Genomic DNA, 20,657 nt, shown 5'->3' with positions numbered 1-20,657 from the left:
ATGAGCAGGTTGCGCTGGCTCACCGCGGGGGAGTCCCACGGTCCCGCGCTCGTCGCGACACTGGAGGGCCTTCCCGCCGGCGTGCCGATCACCACGGAGATGGTGGCGGACCACCTGGCCAGACGCCGCCTCGGCCACGGCCGCGGCGCGCGCATGAAGTTCGAGCGCGACGAAGTGACGTTCCTCGGCGGCGTCCGGCACGGCCTCACCCTCGGCTCGCCGGTCGCCGTCATGGTGGGCAACACCGAGTGGCCCAAGTGGCAGCAGGTCATGTCGGCCGACCCCGTCGACCCGGAGATCCTGGCCAGGCTCGCTCGAAACGCGCCCCTGACCCGCCCGCGTCCCGGTCATGCCGACCTCGCGGGGATGCAGAAGTACGGCTTTGACGAGGCTCGGCCCATCCTGGAGCGTGCCTCGGCGCGTGAGACGGCGGCGCGGGTGGCGCTGGGCGCGGTCGCCCGGTCGTACCTGAAGGAGACGGCCGGGATCGAGATCGTCAGCCATGTCATCGAGCTGTGTTCGGTGAAGGCGCCGCAGGGTGTGTACCCGACCCCGGCCGATGTGGAGAAGCTGGACGCCGATCCGCTGCGCTGCCTGGACGCGGACACGTCGAAGGCGATGGTGGCGGAGGTCGACCAGGCCCACAAGGACGGCGACACCCTCGGCGGTGTCGTCGAGGTCCTGGCCTACGGCGTCCCGGTCGGCCTCGGCTCACACGTCCACTGGGACCGCAAGCTGGACGCCCGCCTCGCCGGTGCGCTCATGGGCATCCAGGCCATCAAGGGTGTCGAGATCGGCGACGGCTTCGAGCTCGCGCGCGTGCCCGGCTCCAAGGCGCACGACGAGATCGTCAACACGCCCGAGGGCATCCGCCGCGTCTCCGGCCGCTCCGGCGGCACCGAGGGCGGCCTGACCACCGGCGAACTGCTGCGCGTGCGCGCCGCGATGAAGCCCATCGCCACCGTGCCCCGCGCCCTCCAGACCATCGACGTCACCACCGGCGAGGCCGCCCCCGCCAACCACCAGCGCTCCGACGTCTCCGCGGTCCCGGCCGCCGGGATCGTCGCCGAGGCGATGGTCGCGCTCGTCCTCGCCGACGCGGTCGCCGAGAAGTTCGGCGGCGACAACGTCGTCGAGACCCGCCGCAACGTCCAGTCCTACCTCGACCACCTGCACATCAGCTGAACGTTCCCCGCTGCCGCACCTTCTCCGCAGCTCCCGCAACCACCTTTTCCGCGCACACAAACAGGGGTTGACCGTGTCCGAATCCGTAGGCACCAAGGCGGCATCCGCCGAATTCACCGACGCGTCGGAGGTGCGGAGCCACAACCGCGCCATCGTCGAGCAGTACATGAAGACCCTCGGGCAGGACCGGCTGCGCCGGCACGAGCTGTTCACCGAGGACGGTGTCGGCGGACTGTGGACCACCGACACCGGCTCACCCGTCGCCACCCACGGCCGCGACCGGCTCGGTGAGCACGCCGTGTGGTCCCTGAAGTGCTTCCCGGACTGGGAGTGGTACAACGTCCGGATCTTCGAGACGGACGACCCCAACCACTTCTGGGTCGAGTGCGACGGCCGCGGCAAGATCCGCTTCGGGGACTACCCCGAGGGCCTCTACGAGAACCACTTCCTGCATTCCTTCGAGTTCGAGGACGGGAAGATCAAGCGCCAGCGCGAGTTCATGAACCCGTTCCAGCAGCTGCGCGCCCTCGGCATTCCGGTCCCCGAGATCAAGCGCACCGGAATCCCCACCTGATGACGCCCCCTGGCACGAACGACCACCCCGCTGGATCGGAGATCGGCATGAACGAAGTCGTGAAGGACGTCACCCGGGACATCCGTGTCCGCGAGGCGTTGCAGCAGCCCGAGTGGAGCGACCTGCTCCAGCTGAGCCGGGTCGGCGAGGCACTCACCTCCCGCCCCACCCTCGTACAGCCCGACGACGTGGCCACCATGCGCACCCTGCTCGGCAAGGTCGCGGCCGGCGAGGCCCTGGTCGTGCAGTCCGGGGACTGCGCCGAGGACCCGCAGGACTGCACCCCCGAGCACGTCGCCCGCAAGGTCGCCGTCCTCGACCTGCTCGCCGGGGCCCTCGGCCTGATCACCGGCAAGCCCGTCCTGCGCGCCGGGCGTATCGCGGGCCAGTTCGCCAAGCCCCGCTCCAAGCCCACCGAGGTCATCGACGGCGTCGAACTCCCCTCGTTCCGTGGGCACATGGTCAACGCCCCCGAGGCGGACGCCGAGAGCCGGCGCGCCGACCCGCTGCGCATCCTCACCGGCTACATGGCCGCCAGCGACGTCGTCGACCACCTCGGCTGGCGTGAGCGCGGCGCGGGCCGCGACGTCGTCAACCCCCGCGTGTGGACCAGCCACGAGGCGCTGCTCCTCGACTACGAGGTGCCCATGCTCCGCGTGGACGAGCAGGGCCGGCTGTTCCTCGGCTCGACCCACTGGCCGTGGATCGGCGAGCGCACCCGTCAGGTCGACGGCGCCCACGTCGCCATGCTCGCCCAGGTCAGCAACCCGGTCGCCTGCAAGGTCGGTCCCTCCATGGAGCCCGAGGAGCTGCTGGCGCTGTGCGAGCGGCTCGACCCGTGGCGCGACCCGGGCAAGCTCACCCTGATCGCGCGGATGGGCGCCGGCAACGTCGCCGACCGGCTGCCGCGCCTGGTCGAGGCCGTGCGCGAGGCCGGCCACCCGGCGATCTGGCTGACCGACCCGGTGCACGGCAACACTGTCAACGCGCCCAGCGGCCACAAGACCCGCCTGGTGGAGACCGTTGCCCTGGAGGTCTCCCGCTTCGTCACCGCCGTACGCGACGCCGGTGGTGTCGCCGGCGGACTGCACCTGGAGACCACGCCCGACGACGTCACCGAGTGCGCCTACAACAAGGACGACCTCCACACCGTCGGCGGCGAGCGCTACACCTCCTTCTGCGACCCCCGCCTCACCGCGCGGCAGGCCATGTCCGTCGTCGAGTCCTGGACCGCCTGAGACCCCACGCACCCAGCAGGAACAGGAGCCGAAGCCATGACCGGCATACCTCCCATCTCCGCGTACCCGCTGCCCGCCCAGGGCGACCTGCCGCCGGCCGCCGTCACCTGGAAGGCCGACCCCACCCGGGCCGTCCTCCTCGTCCACGACATGCAGCGGTACTTCCTCGAACCGTTCCCCGACAGCCTCCGCGACGACCTGATACGCGGCGCGGCGCAGCTGCGCGAGCGCTGCGCCGCCCTCGGTGTCCCCGTCGCCTACACCGCCCAGCCCGGCGGCATGACCGACGAACAGCGCGGTCTGCTCAAGGACTTCTGGGGCCCCGGCATGCGCACCACGCCCGAGGACCGCCAGGTCGTCGACGCCCTCGCCCCGGCCGCCGACGACTGGCTGCTCACCAAGTGGCGCTACAGCGCCTTCTTCAAGACCGAACTGCTCCAGCGGATGCGGGCCGCCGGCCGCGACCAGCTCATCCTGTGCGGGGTCTACGCCCACGTGGGAGTCCTCGCCACCGCCGTCGAGGCCTACACCAACGACATCCAGCCGTTCTTCGTCGCGGACGCCACAGCGGACTTCTCCCAGGAGTACCACCGCTCGGCTCTCACCTACGCCGCCGAGCGCTGCGCCCGCGTCCTCACCGCGAAAGAGGTGTTCGCATGACGTACGGCGATCTGCTCGACCAGGCGCTGAACGGGCCCGCCCAGCAGCCGTACGCGCTGCTGCACCGCCCCGGCGCCACCGGTCCCGACGTCGTCGAGGTCCTGACGGGCGAGGTCTCCCTGCCCGCCGCCCTCGCCGACATCGACCTGCCGGACAGCACACGGGACGGCGCCCACCACGAGGTCCTCGTCGTCCTGCCCTACCGGCAGCTCACCGAACGGGGCTTCGCCTGCTCCGACGACGGCACCCCGCTCGTCGCCATGGCCGTCACCGGCCAGCAGCGGCTGCCCCTCGACGAGACCCTGGCCCGCATCCCGGACGTGCCGACCACCCTGTCCGGCGGTGACTTCGACGTCGACGACGCCGCCTACGAGGACGTCGTACGCCGCATCGTCAAGGAGATGATCGGCACCGGCGAGGGCGCCAACTTCGTCATCAAGCGCACCTTCGTCGCCGACATCACCGACTACGGCCCGCGCAGCGCCCCCGCCCTGTTCCGCCGGCTCCTCACCCGCGAGTCGGGCGCCCACTGGACGTTCCTCATCCACACCGGCACCCGCATCCTCGTCGGCGCCTCCCCGGAACGGCACGTCAGCCTCCAGGGCGGCACCGCCGTCATGAACCCCATCAGCGGCACCTACCGCTACCCCTCGTCCGGGCCCACCCTCTCCGGCGTCCTTCAGTTCCTCGGCGACCGCAAGGAGACCGACGAGCTGTACATGGTCCTCGACGAGGAACTCAAGATGATGGCCCGGATCTGCCCCGGCGGCGGCCGGGTCGTCGGCCCGTACCTGAAGGAAATGGCGAAGGTCGCGCACACCGAGTACTTCATCGAGGGCCGTACCGACCGCGACGTCCGCGACATCCTGCACGAGACGATGTTCGCGCCCACCGTCACCGGCAGCCCGCTGGAGAGCGCCTGCCGCACCATCACCCAGTACGAGCCCGGTGGCCGCGCCTACTACAGCGGCGCCGCGGCCCTGATCGGGCGGGACGCGGACGGCGAGCGGGTCATGGACTCCGCGATCCTCATCCGCACCGCCGACATCAGCGCCGAAGGCCGCATCGGCATCGGCGTCGGCGCCACCATCGTGCGCCACTCCGACCCCGCCTCCGAGGCCGCCGAGACCCGCGCCAAGGCCGCCGCCCTGGTCTCCGCCTTCGGCGGCGCGGCGGAGACCGAGCGCTTCGCCGACCACCCCGTGGTCCGTGAGGCCCTCGGCCAGCGCAACACCTCCATCGCCGACTTCTGGCTCACCGACGCCGAAGCCCGCGAGGCGGCCCGCCCCGAACTCGCCGGACGCAGTGTCCTCGTCATCGACGCCGAGGACACCTTCACCTCCATGCTGGACCAGCAACTGCGGTCCCTGGGCCTGCGGGTGACCGTCAGCCGCTTCGACGAGCCCTACTCCTTCGACGGCCACGACCTGGTCGTCATGGGCCCGGGCCCCGGCGACCCGCAGGAACTCGCCCACCCCAAGATGGCCCACCTGCACGCGGCCGTCGACACCCTGCTGCGCGAGGGACGCCCCTTCCTCGCCGTCTGCCTCAGCCACCAGGTCCTCGGCCTGCGCCTCGGGCTGCCGCTGCGCCGCAGGGACACACCCAACCAGGGTGTGCAGAAGGCGATCGACCTGTTCGGCGGCCCCGAACGCGTCGGCTTCTACAACACGTTCGCCCTGCTCGCCGACCACGACGAGTTCCACGCGGACGGCATCGGCCCCGTCCGGGTGAGCCGCGACGCGGCCACCGGCGAGGTGCACGCGCTGAGCGGCCCCGGCTTCGCCTCCATGCAATTCCACCCGGAATCCGTGCTCACCCGAGAGGGACCGCGCATCGTGGGGACGCGCCTGGCCGCTCTGCTCACCCCGGCGAAGGCCGCCCACGGGGCCTGAAAACCCCGAGGCGACCGCACCCGAACGGCCGGGCCGGCGCCCTCCCCCGAGCGCCGGCCCGGCACCGCCGACACCCCATCGGCAGCTGCCGACACACCCATCGGCACCCGCCGACACCAGAACCACTGGGAGACCAGATGCATACGTACGTCGTCGTCGACGCGTTCGCGCGCGAACCCCTCACCGGCAACCCGGTGGCGGTGTTCTTCGGGGCCGACGACCTGACCGGCGAGCAGATGCAGCGCATCGCCCGGGAGATGAACCTGTCGGAGACCACCTTCGTGCTCCGCCCCCGCCAGGACGACACCGACGCCCATGTGCGGATCTTCACCCCGGTCAACGAACTGCCCTTCGCCGGCCACCCGTTGCTCGGCACGGCCATCGCCCTCGGTGCCCGCACCGACGCCGACCAGCTGCGCATCGAGACCGCCATGGGTGTCGTACCGTTCACCCTCGAACGCGCCGACGGCAAGGTCGTCGCCACGAGCATGCGGCAGCCGGTGCCCGTCTGGGAGCCCTTCGACCGCACCGACGAACTCCTCGAGGCCCTCGGCGTCCACGACTCCATCCTCCCGGTGGACATCTACCGCAACGGCCCCCGGCACGTCCTCGTCGGCTTCGAGAGCGTCGAAGCCCTCTCGAAGGTCGACCCCGACCACCGCGCCCTCGCCCGCTTCCCCGACATGGCGACCAACTGCTATGCCGGAGAAGGCAGTTCCTGGCGCAACCGCATGTTCTCGCCCGCCTACGGCGTCGTCGAGGACGCGGCCACCGGCTCCGCCGCGGGCCCCATCGCCATCCATCTCGCCCGGCACGGCCTCATCGAGTACGGGCAACGCATTCAGATCACCCAGGGCGTCGAGATCGGCCGCCCCTCACCCATGGGCGCGCTCGCCCACGGCAAGGGCGACCACGTCACCTCCGTCGACGTCTCGGGCCCCGGAGTGGTCACCATCGAAGGGGTGCTCCATGTCTGACCTGTCCCAGCTCACCGCCACCAACGGCATGGCGGTGACCACCCGCGGCGGCTCCAGCCGCTCCGAGACCCTCACCGGCAACCTCCACGTGCCCTTCCCCGAGTTCATCGCACCCCCCGCCGAACCCATGGGGCTGCTGTCGGCATGGCTGGAGTCCGCCGTCACCCACAACGTCCGCGAGCCCCGCGCCATGGCCCTCGCCACCGCCGACGCCCGTGGCCGCGCCTCCTCGCGCATCGTCGCCCTCACCAAGGTGACGGACACCGGCATCGTGTTCATCACCCACTCCGACAGCCGCAAGGGCCGCGACCTCGCCGAGAACCCCTGGGCGTCCGGCGTCCTGTACTGGCGCGAGACCACCCAGCAGATCACCCTCGCCGGCCCGGTCACCCAGCTCTCCGAGGCCGAGTCCGAGTCCCTGTGGTTCGCGCGGGCCGTCTTCACCCACGCCATGACGACCGTCTCCCGGCAGAGCAAGCCCCTCGACGACCTGGAGCACTTCGCCCGGCTGCGCTCCGAGGCCCTCGACCTGGGCGAGCCGCAGCGCCCGCTGCCCCGGCCCGCCACGTTCGTCGGCTACCGCCTCGATCCCGCCAGCATCGAGTTCTGGGGCAACGGCGTCGACCGCCTCCACGAACGCCTCCACTACGAGCGCACGGACGCCGGCTGGCAGTTCAGCCGGCTCCAGCCCTGAGCCCCGGGAGCCATCATCACTACGTCCACCACACCGGTGTTCACCGACCACCACGACCTGCGCGCCCGCAACCGCGAGGCCGTCGAGCAGTACATGCGCACCGGCCCCGAGGCCCGGCTCATCCGGTACACCCTCTACACCGACGACGGCACCGCGTCGCTGTTCTACACCGACATCGGCCGCCCCATCGTCGTCACCGGCCGCGAGAAGCTGAAGCGGCACGGCGAACTGTCGCTGAAGGTGCTGCCCGACTGGCAGTGGTACGACGTCCAGATCTACGAGACCCAGGACCCGTCCGTCATCTGGGTCGAGTGCGACGGCGAGGGCACGATCCGCTTCCCCGGCTATCCCGAGGGCCGCTACCGCAACCACTTCATCCACGGCTTCACCCTGTACGACGGGAAGATCGCCGCCAGCCGCGAGTACACCAACCCGATCGAGCACATGAAGTCGCTGAGCATCGAGACCCCGCACATCCGCCGGGACTGGATCCCCACGTCCTGACCCGCATCCTGCTGTCATGGGCCGCCCACCTGTCAGGTGGGCGGCCCTTTTTTTGTGTTTCCCTCCGTCAGCCCAGGTAGCGCTGGATCGTCGGCTTGAGGAGCGCGACCAGCTCGTCCACCGGGGTGGAGGCGATCGGCTCCAGCTTCACGATGTAGCGCATCAGGACGACGCCCCAGACCTGGGAGGTCGCGGCGTTGACGTTGACCGCCGGTACGCCGATGGTCTCCGCGGCCTGGTAGATGTCCATGTCGGCGATGCCGATGGACTTGCCGGCCTGCGCGAACAGCTGGTTGGTGAGGAAGCCGCGCATCTGGTCGGCGCCCTCGTCGCTGTTGACCGCGGCGGTCAGGAGCCCGAGCAGCCTGGGCCGCACCTGCGGGTCCTCCCACAGCACGAAGGCCGCGCGGAGAAGCTTCTCGGCCAGCTCGTCACGCGCCCCGGCGAGCGCGTTGGCGCCGGCGTCACCGAGCGCGCCACCCAGCGAGTCCAGGGCCGAGCGCTCTGCGACCTCGGTGGTTTCCGACATTCTTCCTCCAGGTGTTTCGGTAACGGTGTTTCAGGAGTTGCGTTCAGCTGCGGTGCGCAGGGCGTCGGCCCGGTTGGTGTGTTCCCAGGTGAAGTCGGGGAGTTCGCGGCCGAAGTGGCCGTAGGCGGCGGTCTGGGTGTAGACCGGGCGCAGCAGGTCGAGGTCGCGGATAATGGCGGCGGGGCGCAGGTCGAAGACGCTGGTGATGGCCCGCTCGATGGCTTCGACGGCGACCGTGTTCGTCCCGAAGGTCTCCACGAACAGCCCGACCGGTTCGGCCTTGCCGATCGCGTACGCGACCTGCACCTCACACCGTTTCGCCAGCCCGGCCGCGACGACGTTCTTCGCCACCCAGCGCATGGCGTAGGCGGCGGAGCGGTCGACCTTGGAGGGGTCCTTGCCGGAGAAGGCGCCACCGCCGTGGCGGGCCATGCCGCCGTAGGTGTCGATGATGATCTTCCGGCCGGTCAGGCCCGCATCGCCCATGGGTCCGCCGATCTCGAACCGGCCCGTCGGGTTGACCAGCAGCCGGTAACCCTCGGTCTCCAGCTTGATCCCGTCGGCGGCGAGTTGAGCCAGCACCGGCTCGACCACATGCGTCCGGATGTCGGGGGTGAGCAGGGCGTCGAGGTCGATGTCGGCCGCGTGCTGGGAGGAGACGACCACGGTGTCCAGGCGGACCGGCTTGTCACCGTCGTACTCGATGGTGACCTGCGTCTTGCCGTCCGGCCGCAGATAGGGAACCGTCCCGTCCTTACGCACCTGGGTGAGCCGGTAGGACAGCCGGTGGGCGAGCTCGATCGGCAGCGGCATCAGACTCGGCGTCTCATCACTCGCGTACCCGAACATCAACCCCTGGTCCCCGGCCCCCTGACGGTCCAGGAGATCCTCCTCGCCCTCGACCCTCGACTCATACGCCGTGTCGACGCCCTGGGCGATGTCGGGGGACTGCGCCCCGATCGACACCGAGACGCCGCAGGAGGCGCCGTCGAAGCCCTTGGCGGAGGAGTCGTAGCCGATGTCGAGGATCGCGTCGCGCACGAGCTGCGCGATGGGGGCGTAGGCGGTGGTGGTGACCTCGCCGGCGATATGCACCTGACCCGTCGTGATCAGGGTCTCCACCGCCACCCTGGACGTCGGGTCCTGGGTGAGCAGGGCGTCCAGGATCGTGTCGCTGATCCGGTCGGCGATCTTGTCGGGATGTCCCTCGGTCACGGACTCCGAGGTGAACAGACGACGGGACATGACACTCCAAGACGTCAGTGGGTGGGTACGGAGGGCGGCCGGGGGGAGCCCCCGGCCACCTCGGTTTCTCAGCGGTCGGTCAGCTGGTCCTTGAGCTGGTCGGCGAGTGCGAGCCGCTGCACCTTGAGCGTCGCGGTGCGCGGCAGCTCGGCTTCCGGGATCTGGACCGGGTCGGCCAGCTGCGGGAACCCGGCCGCCGCGGCACGCCATCGGTCCAGGTCCAGCGGCTTGTCGCCGTGGGTGCAGATCACCGGCACCGCCTCGGAGTTGGGCCCCTGGACGACGACCAGCTCGCTCAGCTCGTGCAGCTCGGCCAGGACGACGTCCTCGATCTCCAGGGAGCTCGTGACGCCCGGGATCATGTCGACCTCGCGGTCGAGCATGTGCAGACAGCCGAACCGGGTGAAGTAGCCGACGTCGCCGGTGCCCCACCACTCGCCCTTGCGATTGGCGTCGTAACGCTCCTGCTCGCCGTAGTACGTCTTGGCGATGCCCGGCCAGGCGACCTCGATACGGCCGGGGCTCTGCTCGGTCGGGCGGTGGCCGTCGCGGCTGACGACCCGCACCTTCGCCGCGCCCAGCGGCATCTGCCAGCCCACGCACCGCCCGTTGGCCTTGTGCGCGGAGTTGCGGAAGTAGGCGCGGCCGACGGCCGGGCCGACCTCGCTCTGCCCGTAGATCTGGAAGAACAGGGCGCCGCGCCGGTCGGAGGCCTTGAGCAGCGTGCTCATCGTGCCCGGGTGGATCGCGTCGAAGGTGCTGCTGAAGACCTTGACCGACCCGAAGGGCGCCCGCGGGTCCTCGGCCAGGCCCTCCCACTCCATCAGCGAGTTGGGCAGCGCCTCGATGAGGGCCGGGCGGTGCTCGATGAAGTGCTCGGCGACGACCGCGGGGTCCGTCTCCCGCAGCAGCAGGACCGGGTACTCCTTGAGCAGCGCCAGCGACATCGCCGCGACCATCCGCGAGTGCACGAACGGCACATGGATGGCGACGGTGTCCTTCTTGCGCAGCAGGGCCAGCAGCCGCCACTGCGGAAGCAGGCGGATGCCCTGGGTGCGGGGGGTGTGCACCACGAGCTTGGGGATGCCGGTGGTGCCGGAGGTGTGGGTGATGACGGCGGCCTCGTCGATCGGCCGGACCACCGGCTTCACCCGCGGGGCGCCCGCGAGTTCACCGAGCGAGATGGCGCCCGGGCGGTCGAAGGCCGAGGTGATGACGCGCTCGGTGAGGTCCGCCAGCGGCACCTCGGCGAGGGTGTCGAGCTTGTTGCCGTCGGTGAGCAGCGTCGGCCGGCCGACCCGCTCCAGCAGGACGCCCACGGTGGCGGGGTCCAGGGCGGGGGAGATGTTGACGACGATCCCGCCGATACGGGAGATCGCCGCCGCGAGCATCCAGTGGTCGGCGCCCGCCGTCTTGTAGATGAAGACGTGCTCGTCGGGCCGGACCCCGGCGGCCCACAGGCGGGCCGCCAGGTCGTCGACGTGGTCGGCGTACTGGGCCACCGTCAGCCGGCGCCCCACCTCCGGCAGGGCGTCGAGGTCGTGGTCCAGGGTGATCGGCGTCGACGGGTTCACGGCCGCGGCCATCTCCGGCAGGAGACCGATGTGCAGGCCGCGCTTCTGTATCGATGAGTAGGCGGTTGAGCCCTTCATCGGGCTGTCTCCTTTGGCTGGGCGATGGAGGTTCGGGCTGTCGCCGGCTCTGTGCGGGATACCGGGGGAGTGAGGGACGCGCCAGGAGGGGGCCTAGGCCGCCGCGCGGCCCGCCTTCAGCGCCGCCGCCGTCTCCGTGACCCGGCGGGCCTGGTAGCGGGCGGCTTCCAGGACGTCCTCGCTGGGGCCGCCGTTGCTGTTGCCGGCGCCCGAGACATACGAAGTCCCGTACGGATTCCCCGTCTTGAACTGGATCGGGTCCGTGTAGCCGGGCGGCACGATGATGCCGCCCCAGTGGTAGAAGGTGTTGCTCAGCGCCAGGATCGTGGACTCCTGGCCGCCGTGCGCGGTGCCGGTCGCGGTGAAGGCCGAGACGACCTTGTCCGCGAGCCCGCCCCGCTGCCACAGCGGGCCCGCGGTGTCGATGAACGCCTTCAGCTGGCTGGAGACGTTGCCGAAGCGGGTCGGGGTGCCGAACAGCACCGCGTCCGCCCACTCCAGGTCGTCGAGCGTGGCCTCCTGGACGTCGGCCGTGTCCTCGACGTGCTTGGCCCACGCCGGGTTGGAGTTGACCGCCTCCGGCGGGGCCAGCTCGCGGACCTTGCGCAGGCGCACGGTCGCGCCCGCCTTCTCAGCGCCCTCGGCCGCGGCCTGCGCCATGGTGTGCAGGTTGCCGGTGGCGCTGTAGTAGATGATCGAGACGTTGACGGCTGCCATGTGCGGTTCCTTCGCTGGCTCTCTGTCTGTTGAAGCCGATCGCCTGTTGGAGCCGACTACTTGGCGACGACGAGGGTGGCGGGCTCCGCGACATGGAACGAGACGTCCTCGAACCCGGCCTTGATCAGCCAGTCGCGGTAATCGCTGCGGGTCCAGGTGCTGCCCTGCCGGGTCTTGAGCAACATCTCCGAGGCGAAGATCAGCGGGAAGGCCGGACCGCTGCGGTCGTCGTCGACCACGTAGTCGTTGACGACGAGGGTGCCGCCGGGCTTGAGGGCCTGCCGGAGGCGGCTGAAGACCTCGATGTTGCTCTCCGGGCTCTCCTGGTGGGCGATGTGCGAGTACACCGCGACGTCGTACTCGGCCGTACCGAAGTCGGTGGTGTGGAAGTCGCCGTTGAGCGTGGTGAACCGGTCCCCGACCCCGCGCTCGTCGAGCAGCCGGCGGGCGATCTCGTTGATCGGCTCCCAGTCGAGCTGGGTCGCCTTGGCGGCCGGGTTGGCCTCCAGCCAGATCCCCGAGTAGATGCCCGAGCCGCCGCCCACGTCGAGGATCGAGATCTCCCCGGCGTCGGCCAGTCCGAGCACCTCGGCGGCGACCCCCGCGGCGGGCACCGACTGCGCGGCGATCGCCGTGACGATGCCCTCCCAGTGCGGGTTGTTGGCGACCTCGACGACCACGTCCTTGATCGGCCCGCCGACCCGGACGACCTCGGCCAGGTCGGTCAGCGACCCCGTGTGCCCCAGCTTCAGCCGGGCGAACGGGGCCAGCGACACCGGAGTGTCCTCGACCAGGTAGGTGGCCGCCTCGGGGGTGTTGCGGTAGCGGCCCTCGTGCAGCTCGACCAGGCCGATGCTGACCAGCCCGTCGAGGAGGGTCTGGGCGCCGCGCTCGGCGATGGCGGCCCGGCGGGCCAGCTCGTCGGCGGTGTCCGCGCCGTCGGCGAGGTGGGTGAAGACCGAGTGGGTGGCGGCTGCGGCGAGGACACCGGTGGCCCAGTAACCGTTGATCAGCCGCATGATGCCGACAGGTGACGGCTGGTTGTTGGTCATGCTGCCCCTCCCAGGGCGAAAGTGGCGGGCGAGGTGGCGGTGGAGTGGGTGTGCACCGCGCTGCGCAGCGTGGCGACGACCCGCTCGACCTGGTGGGGCTTGAGTTCGGCGTGCATGGGGATGGAGAGCTGGCGGGCGAAGAGGTCCGCCGAGACCGGGCACGTCTGCTGTGCCTTGAACACCGGCTGCACATGGCCGGCCCAGGTGCCCTGCTGGCAGCCGATGCCCTGGCCGCGCAGCTCCGCGGCGACCGCGGCACGGTCCACGCCCGCGTCCAGCGTCACCATGTACGTCTGCCAGGCGTGGGTGCGGTCGCCGGGGACCGTCGGGGTGCCCACCAGGTCCTCGTCGGCGAGGAGTTCGGCGTACTGCGCGGCGACCGCGCTGCGGCGGGCGAGCAGTTCGTCGATCCGGCCGAGCTGCACCTGGAGGATCGCCGCGGCGATGTCGGACAGCTTGAAGTTGTAGCCGACCTCGGTGAACGTCGGCACGGGCAGGCCCACGACCTTGCCCATGTCGAAGATGCTCCCGATGCCGAACGAGGACCGCAGCCGCGCGTCCTTGCCGATCTCCGGGTCGTGGGCGAGCAGTGCGCCGCCCTCACCGCTGGAGGCGCCCTTGCGTCCGTGGAAGGACAGGCACCCGATCTCGGCCAGCGCACCGGCCTGCCGGCCCTGGTAGGTGGCGCCGACCGCACAGGCGGCGTCCTCGATGAGGAACAGCCCGTGCCGGTCGGCGATCTCCTGGAGTTCCGTGTAGTCGGCGGGCATGCCCACCGTGTCGATGGCGACGATGCCCGCGGTGCGCGGGGTCACCAGGTCGGCCACGGCCTGCGGGTCGACCGTGTAGGTGTCGGGCCGCACGTCGGCGAAGACCGGCGTCGCCCCCACGTACAGCGCGGCCTGCGCGGGCGCCGGGAACCCGTAGTCGGCGACGATCACCTCGTCGCCGGGGCCCACGCCGAGCGCGAGCATCGCCAGGTGCAGCGCGGCTCCGCAGTTGGCGAGGGCCACGGCGTCACCGACGCCGTACTTCTTGGCGAGCTGGGCCTCCAGGGCCTTGCCCTTGGGGCCTTGTCCCGCGGGCCAGCCGGAGGCGAACACCTCGGCCACGGCGGCCAGTTCCTCCTCGCCGAGGCTCGCGTGGACGAGCGATATCGGTTCCATCTGGGGTCAGCTCCCACTCTGCTTCACGTGCGTCGCGTGCGTCTTCTGGCCGGGGATGTGCAGAGCGGGCGGGTCGTAGCGCAGCGGCGTCAGCTGCTCGACGTCGTACCGCTTGCGCATCGCCTCCACGGCCGCGGCGTCCACCGTGGTGCCGCGCGACCAGATCTCCGCGATCTCTTCGAAGTAGTCCTCGTGGATGGGCGAGGGCAGGCACTGGAAGAGCATCTTCACCGGCCTGTCCGTGGCGTTGCGGAACGCGTGCGGAGTGCCGGGCGGCACGAACATGCAGCCGCCCTCGCTCGCCCGGATCACGCGGTCGCCCTTGGGGGACACCCAGTCGTGCCAGCTGTCCGGTGTGCGCTCGGTCGGTTCGAAGCACAGCAGGTCGAGCTCGCCCTCGAGGACGTAGAAGAACTCCTGGGCGTCACCGTGCAAATGGGCCCCGACGTCGAAGCCGGGCGGCACGACCACTTCGAAGATCGACACGGAGGAGCCCATCTCCTTCGTGGCCTTGAAGGTCACCTCCTGTGCCCGGGTGACCAGCTTGCGCCCGGCGCCCGCCGGGAGGATGAGGTCGGTCATACGCGTCCCCTCCGCTGTTCGTACCGGTGCTCAGGACGTGGGCCGGGAGGTGTCGTCAGCCCAGGTGCCCAGGGCCATCTCGGCGGTGATGCCGGGACCGAAGCCGGCGATCAGACCGGTGGCGCCGGGGGCCGGGGCGTCCTCCTCGAAGAGGCGACGGGCGGCTTCGAGTACGACGGCGCTGGCGATGTTCCCGTACTCGCTCAGGGTCGACCAGCTGTGCCGGAAGACATCACGGTCGACCTCCAGGAACTTGGCGAGGTCGTCGAGGATGCGCGGGCCACCGGCGTGCACGATGTAGAAGTCGAGCTTGCCCGCGTCCCAGCTGTGGTCCTTGGCGAGCTCGCGCAGGACCGGGGCGAGCGGCTCCATCGTGCCGGGGACCCGGCGGTCGAGCTGGAAGTGGAAGCCGGTGTCCTTGACCGCGTAGGAGATCCAGTCCTCGGTGTTGGGTATCAGGTAGGAGGCGTTGCGCTCCAGCTCGATGCCGTTGCCGCCGATGCCGCGGACGACCGCGGCGGCGACCGCGTCACCGAACAGGCCGTCGGAGAGCAGCGAGCCGATGTCGTCGGCCTCCGGCTGGTAGCACAGCGAGCACAGCTCGCAGGAGACGATGAGGACGTTGCTGCCCGGGTGGGCCACGCAGAAGTCGTGGGCCCGGTTGATGGCCGCGCCGCCCGCCGCACAGCCGAGCTGGGCGATGGGGATCTGCCGGGTGTCGGGGCGGAAGCCCAGCTTGTTGATGAGCCACGCCGTCAGCGACGGCATCATGAAGCCGGTGCACGACACGTAGATCATCGCGTCGATGTCCCGGGCCCGCAGATCGGCGTTGGCCAGCGCGCGCTCGATGACCTCGGGGGTGCGCTTCTTCGACTCGACCTCGTAGATGCGGTTGCGCTCTTCGAAGCCCGGGTGGCGCAGCGTCTGCTCGATGGGCTGCACGATGTGCCGCTTCTTCACGCCGGTGTTGCGGATCAGGCGCAGAGCCAGGGGCAGTTGCGGCTTTCCGGCGTGCGCCTTCTCCGCAAATTCCAGAGTCTCTTCCACCGTGATGATGTGTTCCGGCGCCATCATGGCCGGCTTGCAAAGCCTGGGCATATCTGGAATCCACTTCTCTTGGGGTCTCGACAGCGGGGGCGGTGCGGCGGGCGGGTCACGCTTGCTCAGCAAGCGCTACAAGGTGCCTCAAGACCGAGCGGTCGCGGCTGGCGGCGACGAGCCTCGGATGGTTCAGTGGCAGGGGTGCCGGACAGGGAAGGCGATCACGGCGAAGCACGTGAACAGAGCGATGAGGCCGGGAGAGTCCGGGAAAGGACTTCGGCTGTCCGGAGATACCGTCGGCTGTCAGGTGCGCAGGGTCTGGAATCGACCTGCGGGAACCGGCGAACGACCCTCGGTCCGTTGCCTCTTGCTGTTTTCGGGCAGGCGAGGGGTGCGAAAATAGTGACACGCGCTGAGGAGCCGAGCCAAGTGCCTGTTAGGCATACCCGAGCCAGACTCCAGGCGTACTCCCGCCCGCTTCAGGCAGGGGTCAGGACGCCCCCTGCCACACCCCGTCTGACCAGCGCGTTCACCGATCCGCGCGGGAGTCGCGAGGCCCCTTTCCCGACCCTTCGGAAGCATGTATTCCGGCCTCCGTGGAGCACCGGGCACCCACCGCCTCAAGTGAATCAAGACCGTACGGCAGGGGATCGTCCAGCACATGTGTGCCGGATTCCGTCGGCGGCCCGTCACATTTGCCCGCCGCGGCCTGTCACACAGGCGAGGCTCTGCTGGGAGGAAGCGACCTGATGAACGAAAACGAATGGCTGGCCGCCCGATTCGAGACCGACCGCCCCCGGCTGCGCGCGGTGGCCTACCGGGTGCTCGGATCCATGGCGGAGGCCGACGACGCCGTCCAGGAAGCCTGGCTGCGGGTGACCCGCTCGGACGCCAGCGAGGTGGAGAACATGAGCGGCTGGCTCACCACCATCGTGGCCCGGGTGTCGCTGAACATGCTCCAGTCCCGCAAGTCGCGCCGCGAGGACCTCGTGGACGCCCCCGAGACCGACCACGTCCCCCACCGGGAGGCGGAGTCGGCCGACCCCGAGCAGGAGGCGCTGCTCGCCGAGTCGGTCGGTGCCGCGATGTTCCTCATCCTCGACACCCTCACGCCCGCCGAGCGGCTGGCGTTCGTCCTGCACGACATGTTCGCGGTGCCCTTCGAGGAGATCGCCCCGATCGTCGACCGCACCCCGGCCGCGGCCCGCCAGCTGGCCAGCCGGGCCCGCCGCCGCTTCCAGCGCCAGGGCCTCAAGCCGGAGGCCGTGGACGTGGACACGGCGGCGAAGACCCCGCCCGCCCCGGCGGGCAACCCGGCCGGCGAAGCCTCCCAGGCCGGCAAGGCCGACTTCGTGCACGCCTTCCTCACCGCGTCCCGCGAGGGCGACTTCGAGGCGCTGCTGGCCATCCTCGCCCCGGACATCGTGGTCCGCGCCGACCACGCGGCCGTGCAGATGGGCATGGCCACCGGCATCGGCCTGGCGACGGGTGCGGGGCTGACCGAGGAGATGCGCGGCTCCGACGCCGTCACCCGCGCCTTCTCCAAGCTCTCCTGGGCGCCGGTGCCCGCCCTCATCGACGGCTCCGCGGGCCTCGCCTACGTCCGCGAAGGCGTGCCGCACGCCGTGTTCCGCTTCGACATCGCCGAGGGCCTGATCACCAACATCGACATCCGCGCCGACCTGACCGGCCTGGACATCATCATCCTGAACTGAACTAACTGAACCTAACTGAACAGGAATAGGGGGCGGCCCATATGGGCCGCCCCCTATTCCTGTTCCCGAAAGACCTCAGTCCTCCAGCGCGTCGAACGCCTTCAGCAACCGCCGCTGGATATCGGTGATGTGGTAGTACGCGCCGAGCTTGTAGTACTCCTCCGTGGGCGACAGCGTCAGCCCGTACACGAGGGTGCGGTTCTCGCCGACGTACGCGTACGGCGCCTTCGTGCCGTAGTCGCGGAACTGCTCGATGTCGCGCTCGTCCGTGGACGGCACCAGCGTCGGGTCGGTGGAGATCACCGCGAAGCACAGCCGGTCGATCTTGCCGGTGTCCCAGTTGAGCGTGGGATAGACCGAGAACGAGCGCTTGCAGAACTCCAGCCCCAGCTCGGTCGGCACGTGCAGACCCAGCTCACGCACCAGGGCCAGCACCGACTCCGGCGCCAGCGTCTGCTGGCTCAGCTCGCTGAAGTACAGGTTGACCTGACGCTTCTTGTAGTCCATCGACGTCATCTGGACCTTGTCCAGCCCGTAGCGGGCGAACAGCTCCGCGTTCTCCGCCACGGACGACGGCATGGAGGGGATAGCGCTCAGCTGCGCGACCCCGGGCATGTCATCGGTCGGGAAGAACGCGTACGTCTTCTTGAATCCGCCCGTGACCTCGCCGTCGATGGCGAACATCGACACCGGCAGGTGCTTCTGGGTGTCGGCCAGCAGGTCGTCCACGGGGTGGCCGGTCGCCGGGAACAGCCCCTTGTCCACCACGGTGGCGTACGGGTCGCCCTGGCTGGTCGGCACCGAGATGCTGAAGTCCAGCTCGGTGGAACGACGTCCGCTCGCCATGGAGAAGACGACGACACCGTCGGTGAGGGTGTCCTGGAACTCGGTCAGCAGCGGGTAGATCTTCTCGCGTGCGCAGGTCACGCCCAGCAGTCCAGCCGCCTCCTCCATGGCCGCGTACACGCGCTCGACATCAGCGGCTCCGGACATTCAAACCTCCACGCGTCGATCCTGACGATCCGTCCGCGCCTCAGCGTCGGGCATCGACCTTGAACCCCGCTGGAGGATCGATTGGCGCTGACTGGTCGAACAGACCCTCGGCGTCATGGGGCACGCACAATGGCCGAAGCATTGCCTGCCCAATTGAGAGTGGGGGCGAGTTCACGAATGGCTGACGACACGACCGATGCGAATGCGTGGCGCATAGCGGCGCTGGAACGCGAGATCCAGGAACTGCGCCGCACCAACGAGGAACTGCGCGTGTACGTGGCCAGAGAGCTTGAATCCGAGCCCGAATTCACCGTCGTGGCCGACCAGGAACTGGCGGAAATAGACGTCGTCAGCGCCCGCGGAACAAGCCCGCCCGCACCGCCGCGCGCCCTCGCCGAGTTCCACGCCCTCGGCCCCATCGAGGCCTTCGTCGACGGCCGGCTCGTCGACCTCGGCGCACCCAAGCAGCGCGCCCTGCTCGCGCTGCTGGTCGGCAAGGTGGGCCGGCCGGTGGCGGTCGACACCATCGTCGAGGAACTGTGGGCCGGCCAGCCGCCGCCGTCCGCGGTCTCCTCCCTCCAGGCCTACGTCGCCAACCTGCGCCGGGTCCTGGAACCCGACCGTGCCCCCCGGACCCCGCCGACGGTCCTGCGCACCTACGGCCGCGGCTACCTCCTCGACACCCGGGTCGTGGAGGTCGACGTGCACTGGTTCGGCGAACGCTCCGTCGCCGGCTGGCAGGCCCTGGACCGGGGCGACGCGCGCAGCGCGGTCCACGAGTTCGAGGCGGCGCTGGCCCTGTGGCGCGGCCAGGCGTACGCCGAGGTGGCCGACACCGCCTACATCCGACCGGACGTGGCCCGCCTCGAAGAGCTGCGCCTGTCGGTGGTCGAGGGCCGGTGCGCGGCCCTGCTCGCCGTCGGCGCCCACGAGATCGCGGTGGCCGAACTGGAGGCGTTCGTCCAGGACCACCCGCTGCGGGAGTACGGCTGCGAACTCCTGGGCCTCGCCCTCTACCGGGCCGGCCGCCAGGCCGACGCCCTGGCCGTGCTCCGCACCAACCAGCGCCGCCTGGCGGACGAACTGGGCATCGACCCGCGCCCGGCCCTGCGCCGCCTGGAGCAGCAGATCCTCACACAGTCCGCGTCCCTGGACTGGCACCCGGCCCCCCACCCGTCCGCCGCGACCCGGCGCCCCCCTGAGGTCCCCGACCGCCGGTCCGTCCGCCGCCCCCCGACCCACCGCGACCACCTGCCCAGGCCCGACTTCTTCCGCTCGTCCCAGCTGGCAGAGCTGTAGGCCGCGCATCGCGGACCATCCCGCGGCCGCGGGCCGTGGCCATAGCCTCCCCGCTGTCCCAAGGCGTCCGGCAGCGGCTGATGCCTCCTCTTCCTCCGCCTCGCAGCCGCACGGACCACGCCCGCCCACCCGCGTCATCAGCAGCCGACGCTCCGGGTCAGGCCGGTCCACAGGACACGACCCAGCCGCGGGCGGCGCGCGGCGCTCACGCCTCCGCGGTGCGGCGGGGCGGAGAGCCGGCCAGTGGCGAGGAGTCCTCGTAACGGACCTCGTAGCGCCGCTCGGTGAACTTCCAGCCGTCCCCGGTGCGCTGGTAACGGTCATGGTAGATGGCGTAGTTGATGCCACCCCGGCCGTCGAAGCCACGCCCCACCTCCGACATGTAGGCGCGGCCCGAAGCGGTGTCGCCGTCGAGCACGATCAGACCCGGGTGCGTGTTCTGCACCAGGAAGTCCACGACCTTCGGTACCCGCCTGCCCCACGCCCGGATCTCCTCAGGACCCTCCAGCTCGATGGGGATGTTGGGCATCCGCAGTACCCCGTCCTCCGTGAAGAGCGTCGCCACCCGGTCGTAGTCGCGCATCATCACCGCATCGGTGAACTCACCGCGCAGCGCCTCGATTTCGACGCGGTCCGCGATGGCCTGGAAGTCATTCATCGCTTTCCTCTTTCTCATTACCCGGAAATTCCCGGACGGTGTTCGTCCGTCTCACCATGACGACAGCCCGGCCCCGGGGAATGTGACAGCCGAAGGCCGTTTCCCGGCCCGAGTCCCCCGGACGGGTGAGCGCAGACGGCACCACGTTCGACGTACGGCGAGCGCGTTCGACCCATTCCGGTGTTCTTCGAGGTCAGCGACGGTCCATGGGCGGCGCCAAGTGGGCGCCAACCGGCGCCATAGTCCGCCCCAACCACCCCACCCGATGCTGGAGGCCGCAG

The 20,657-nt window shown here is 70.3% G+C and carries 20 protein-coding genes; 10 read left to right on the top strand and 10 right to left on the bottom strand.

The features are described 5' to 3' along the window. From aroC to OG866_RS44810, 8 genes are all read left to right on the top strand, one after another. Positions 1–1,185 carry a chorismate synthase gene (gene aroC / locus OG866_RS44845; RefSeq protein ID WP_329344741.1) on the top strand — a complete coding sequence of 395 codons (1,185 nt, stop codon included), beginning with the start codon at positions 1–3 and terminating at the stop codon, positions 1,183–1,185. A 73-nt stretch (positions 1,186–1,258) separates the two neighbouring features. Then, on the top strand, positions 1,259–1,759 hold the full coding sequence (locus OG866_RS44840) for a PhzA/PhzB family protein (protein ID WP_329344739.1): 501 nt from the start codon (positions 1,259–1,261) through the stop codon (positions 1,757–1,759). 47 nt (positions 1,760–1,806) lie between these two features. After that, on the top strand, positions 1,807–2,997 hold the full coding sequence (locus tag OG866_RS44835) for a 3-deoxy-7-phosphoheptulonate synthase (RefSeq protein WP_329344738.1): 1,191 nt from the start codon (positions 1,807–1,809) through the stop codon (positions 2,995–2,997). A 36-nt stretch (positions 2,998–3,033) separates the two neighbouring features. Then, a complete protein-coding gene (locus tag OG866_RS44830) occupies positions 3,034–3,657 on the top strand; it encodes an isochorismatase family protein (RefSeq protein WP_329344737.1) in 624 nt (207 codons plus the stop codon). Further along, positions 3,654–5,552 (top strand): anthranilate synthase family protein, encoded by a 1,899-nt coding sequence (locus tag OG866_RS44825; protein ID WP_329344736.1) that lies wholly within the window; start codon positions 3,654–3,656, stop codon positions 5,550–5,552. Before OG866_RS44830 ends, OG866_RS44825 begins: the two co-directional genes overlap by 4 nt. A gap of 137 nt (positions 5,553–5,689) precedes the next feature. Next, positions 5,690–6,529, top strand: a complete 840-nt coding sequence (locus OG866_RS44820; protein WP_329344735.1) for a PhzF family phenazine biosynthesis protein — start codon at positions 5,690–5,692, stop codon at positions 6,527–6,529. Positions 6,530–6,557: 28 nt separating this feature from the next. After that, positions 6,558–7,223 carry a phenazine biosynthesis FMN-dependent oxidase PhzG gene (gene phzG / locus OG866_RS44815; protein ID WP_329344849.1) on the top strand — a complete coding sequence of 222 codons (666 nt, stop codon included), beginning with the start codon at positions 6,558–6,560 and terminating at the stop codon, positions 7,221–7,223. Positions 7,224–7,259: 36 nt separating this feature from the next. Continuing rightward, entirely contained in the window at positions 7,260–7,727 is a 468-nt protein-coding gene (locus tag OG866_RS44810; RefSeq protein ID WP_329344732.1) for a PhzA/PhzB family protein, read from the top strand. A 67-nt stretch (positions 7,728–7,794) separates the two neighbouring features. On the opposite strand, the gene OG866_RS44805 is transcribed toward OG866_RS44810, so the two are convergent. The 8 genes from OG866_RS44805 to OG866_RS44770 all read right to left on the bottom strand — a co-directional run bounded on the left by OG866_RS44805 (position 7,795) and on the right by OG866_RS44770 (position 15,768). After that, positions 7,795–8,256: a TetR/AcrR family transcriptional regulator gene (locus OG866_RS44805; protein ID WP_329344731.1), complete on the bottom strand. Its 462-nt coding sequence runs from the start codon at positions 8,254–8,256 to the stop codon at positions 7,795–7,797. Positions 8,257–8,286: 30 nt separating this feature from the next. Continuing rightward, on the bottom strand, positions 8,287–9,501 hold the full coding sequence (gene metK / locus OG866_RS44800; protein ID WP_329344728.1) for a methionine adenosyltransferase: 1,215 nt from the start codon (positions 9,499–9,501) through the stop codon (positions 8,287–8,289). A 68-nt stretch (positions 9,502–9,569) separates the two neighbouring features. After that, on the bottom strand, positions 9,570–11,153 hold the full coding sequence (locus OG866_RS44795; protein ID WP_329344726.1) for a class I adenylate-forming enzyme family protein: 1,584 nt from the start codon (positions 11,151–11,153) through the stop codon (positions 9,570–9,572). A gap of 93 nt (positions 11,154–11,246) precedes the next feature. Further along, complete coding sequence (gene wrbA / locus OG866_RS44790; protein ID WP_329344725.1) at positions 11,247–11,870, bottom strand: NAD(P)H:quinone oxidoreductase; 624 nt, start codon at positions 11,868–11,870, stop codon at positions 11,247–11,249. A 56-nt stretch (positions 11,871–11,926) separates the two neighbouring features. Then, complete coding sequence (locus OG866_RS44785; RefSeq protein ID WP_329344722.1) at positions 11,927–12,922, bottom strand: class I SAM-dependent methyltransferase; 996 nt, start codon at positions 12,920–12,922, stop codon at positions 11,927–11,929. After that, a complete protein-coding gene (locus OG866_RS44780; RefSeq protein ID WP_329344721.1) occupies positions 12,919–14,088 on the bottom strand; it encodes a DegT/DnrJ/EryC1/StrS family aminotransferase in 1,170 nt (389 codons plus the stop codon). The genes OG866_RS44785 and OG866_RS44780 overlap by 4 nt, the downstream gene beginning before the upstream one ends. Positions 14,089–14,094: 6 nt before the next feature. Beyond that, entirely contained in the window at positions 14,095–14,670 is a 576-nt protein-coding gene (locus OG866_RS44775; RefSeq protein ID WP_329344719.1) for a cupin domain-containing protein, read from the bottom strand. Positions 14,671–14,700: 30 nt separating this feature from the next. Then, positions 14,701–15,768: a type III polyketide synthase gene (locus tag OG866_RS44770; protein ID WP_329344718.1), complete on the bottom strand. Its 1,068-nt coding sequence runs from the start codon at positions 15,766–15,768 to the stop codon at positions 14,701–14,703. A 692-nt stretch (positions 15,769–16,460) separates the two neighbouring features. Here OG866_RS44770 and OG866_RS44765 point away from each other — a divergent pair. Continuing rightward, positions 16,461–17,426: a sigma-70 family RNA polymerase sigma factor gene (locus tag OG866_RS44765; RefSeq protein ID WP_329344716.1), complete on the top strand. Its 966-nt coding sequence runs from the start codon at positions 16,461–16,463 to the stop codon at positions 17,424–17,426. A 75-nt stretch (positions 17,427–17,501) separates the two neighbouring features. Here OG866_RS44765 and OG866_RS44760 read toward each other — a convergent pair whose 3' ends face one another. After that, positions 17,502–18,419 carry an aromatic prenyltransferase gene (locus OG866_RS44760; protein ID WP_329344714.1) on the bottom strand — a complete coding sequence of 306 codons (918 nt, stop codon included), beginning with the start codon at positions 18,417–18,419 and terminating at the stop codon, positions 17,502–17,504. Positions 18,420–18,596: 177 nt separating this feature from the next. On the opposite strand from OG866_RS44760, the gene OG866_RS44755 reads away from it, so the two are divergent. After that, complete coding sequence (locus OG866_RS44755) at positions 18,597–19,718, top strand: AfsR/SARP family transcriptional regulator (RefSeq protein WP_329344713.1); 1,122 nt, start codon at positions 18,597–18,599, stop codon at positions 19,716–19,718. A 205-nt stretch (positions 19,719–19,923) separates the two neighbouring features. Here OG866_RS44755 and OG866_RS44750 read toward each other — a convergent pair whose 3' ends face one another. Continuing rightward, positions 19,924–20,376 carry a nuclear transport factor 2 family protein gene (locus tag OG866_RS44750; protein WP_329344711.1) on the bottom strand — a complete coding sequence of 151 codons (453 nt, stop codon included), beginning with the start codon at positions 20,374–20,376 and terminating at the stop codon, positions 19,924–19,926. Between the last annotated feature and the right edge of the window lie 281 nt (positions 20,377–20,657).

The organism is Streptomyces sp. NBC_00663 (assembly GCF_036226885.1).
Classification (GTDB): domain Bacteria; phylum Actinomycetota; class Actinomycetes; order Streptomycetales; family Streptomycetaceae; genus Streptomyces.
This window is presented reverse-complemented; position numbering and strand designations above follow the sequence as displayed.

What these genes read in the sequence shown, in the direction of transcription:
- OG866_RS44760 (WP_329344714.1), bottom strand. Translation starts at nt 18,419, where the DNA reads ATGTCCGGAGCCGCTGATGTCGAGCGCGTGTACGCGGCCATGGAGGAG.
- OG866_RS44770 (WP_329344718.1), bottom strand. Translation starts at nt 15,768, where the DNA reads ATGCCCAGGCTTTGCAAGCCGGCCATGATGGCGCCGGAACACATCATC.
- OG866_RS44755 (WP_329344713.1), top strand. Translation starts at nt 18,597, where the DNA reads ATGGCTGACGACACGACCGATGCGAATGCGTGGCGCATAGCGGCGCTG.
- OG866_RS44805 (WP_329344731.1), bottom strand. Translation starts at nt 8,256, where the DNA reads ATGTCGGAAACCACCGAGGTCGCAGAGCGCTCGGCCCTGGACTCGCTG.
- OG866_RS44835 (WP_329344738.1), top strand. Translation starts at nt 1,807, where the DNA reads ATGAACGAAGTCGTGAAGGACGTCACCCGGGACATCCGTGTCCGCGAG.
- OG866_RS44795 (WP_329344726.1), bottom strand. Translation starts at nt 11,153, where the DNA reads ATGAAGGGCTCAACCGCCTACTCATCGATACAGAAGCGCGGCCTGCAC.
- aroC (WP_329344741.1), top strand. Translation starts at nt 1, where the DNA reads ATGAGCAGGTTGCGCTGGCTCACCGCGGGGGAGTCCCACGGTCCCGCG.
- phzG (WP_329344849.1), top strand. Translation starts at nt 6,558, where the DNA reads ATGGCGGTGACCACCCGCGGCGGCTCCAGCCGCTCCGAGACCCTCACC.
- OG866_RS44780 (WP_329344721.1), bottom strand. Translation starts at nt 14,088, where the DNA reads ATGGAACCGATATCGCTCGTCCACGCGAGCCTCGGCGAGGAGGAACTG.
- OG866_RS44765 (WP_329344716.1), top strand. Translation starts at nt 16,461, where the DNA reads ATGAACGAAAACGAATGGCTGGCCGCCCGATTCGAGACCGACCGCCCC.
- OG866_RS44820 (WP_329344735.1), top strand. Translation starts at nt 5,690, where the DNA reads ATGCATACGTACGTCGTCGTCGACGCGTTCGCGCGCGAACCCCTCACC.
- OG866_RS44775 (WP_329344719.1), bottom strand. Translation starts at nt 14,670, where the DNA reads ATGACCGACCTCATCCTCCCGGCGGGCGCCGGGCGCAAGCTGGTCACC.
- OG866_RS44750 (WP_329344711.1), bottom strand. Translation starts at nt 20,376, where the DNA reads ATGAATGACTTCCAGGCCATCGCGGACCGCGTCGAAATCGAGGCGCTG.
- OG866_RS44785 (WP_329344722.1), bottom strand. Translation starts at nt 12,922, where the DNA reads ATGACCAACAACCAGCCGTCACCTGTCGGCATCATGCGGCTGATCAAC.
- metK (WP_329344728.1), bottom strand. Translation starts at nt 9,501, where the DNA reads ATGTCCCGTCGTCTGTTCACCTCGGAGTCCGTGACCGAGGGACATCCC.
- OG866_RS44830 (WP_329344737.1), top strand. Translation starts at nt 3,034, where the DNA reads ATGACCGGCATACCTCCCATCTCCGCGTACCCGCTGCCCGCCCAGGGC.
- OG866_RS44825 (WP_329344736.1), top strand. Translation starts at nt 3,654, where the DNA reads ATGACGTACGGCGATCTGCTCGACCAGGCGCTGAACGGGCCCGCCCAG.
- wrbA (WP_329344725.1), bottom strand. Translation starts at nt 11,870, where the DNA reads ATGGCAGCCGTCAACGTCTCGATCATCTACTACAGCGCCACCGGCAAC.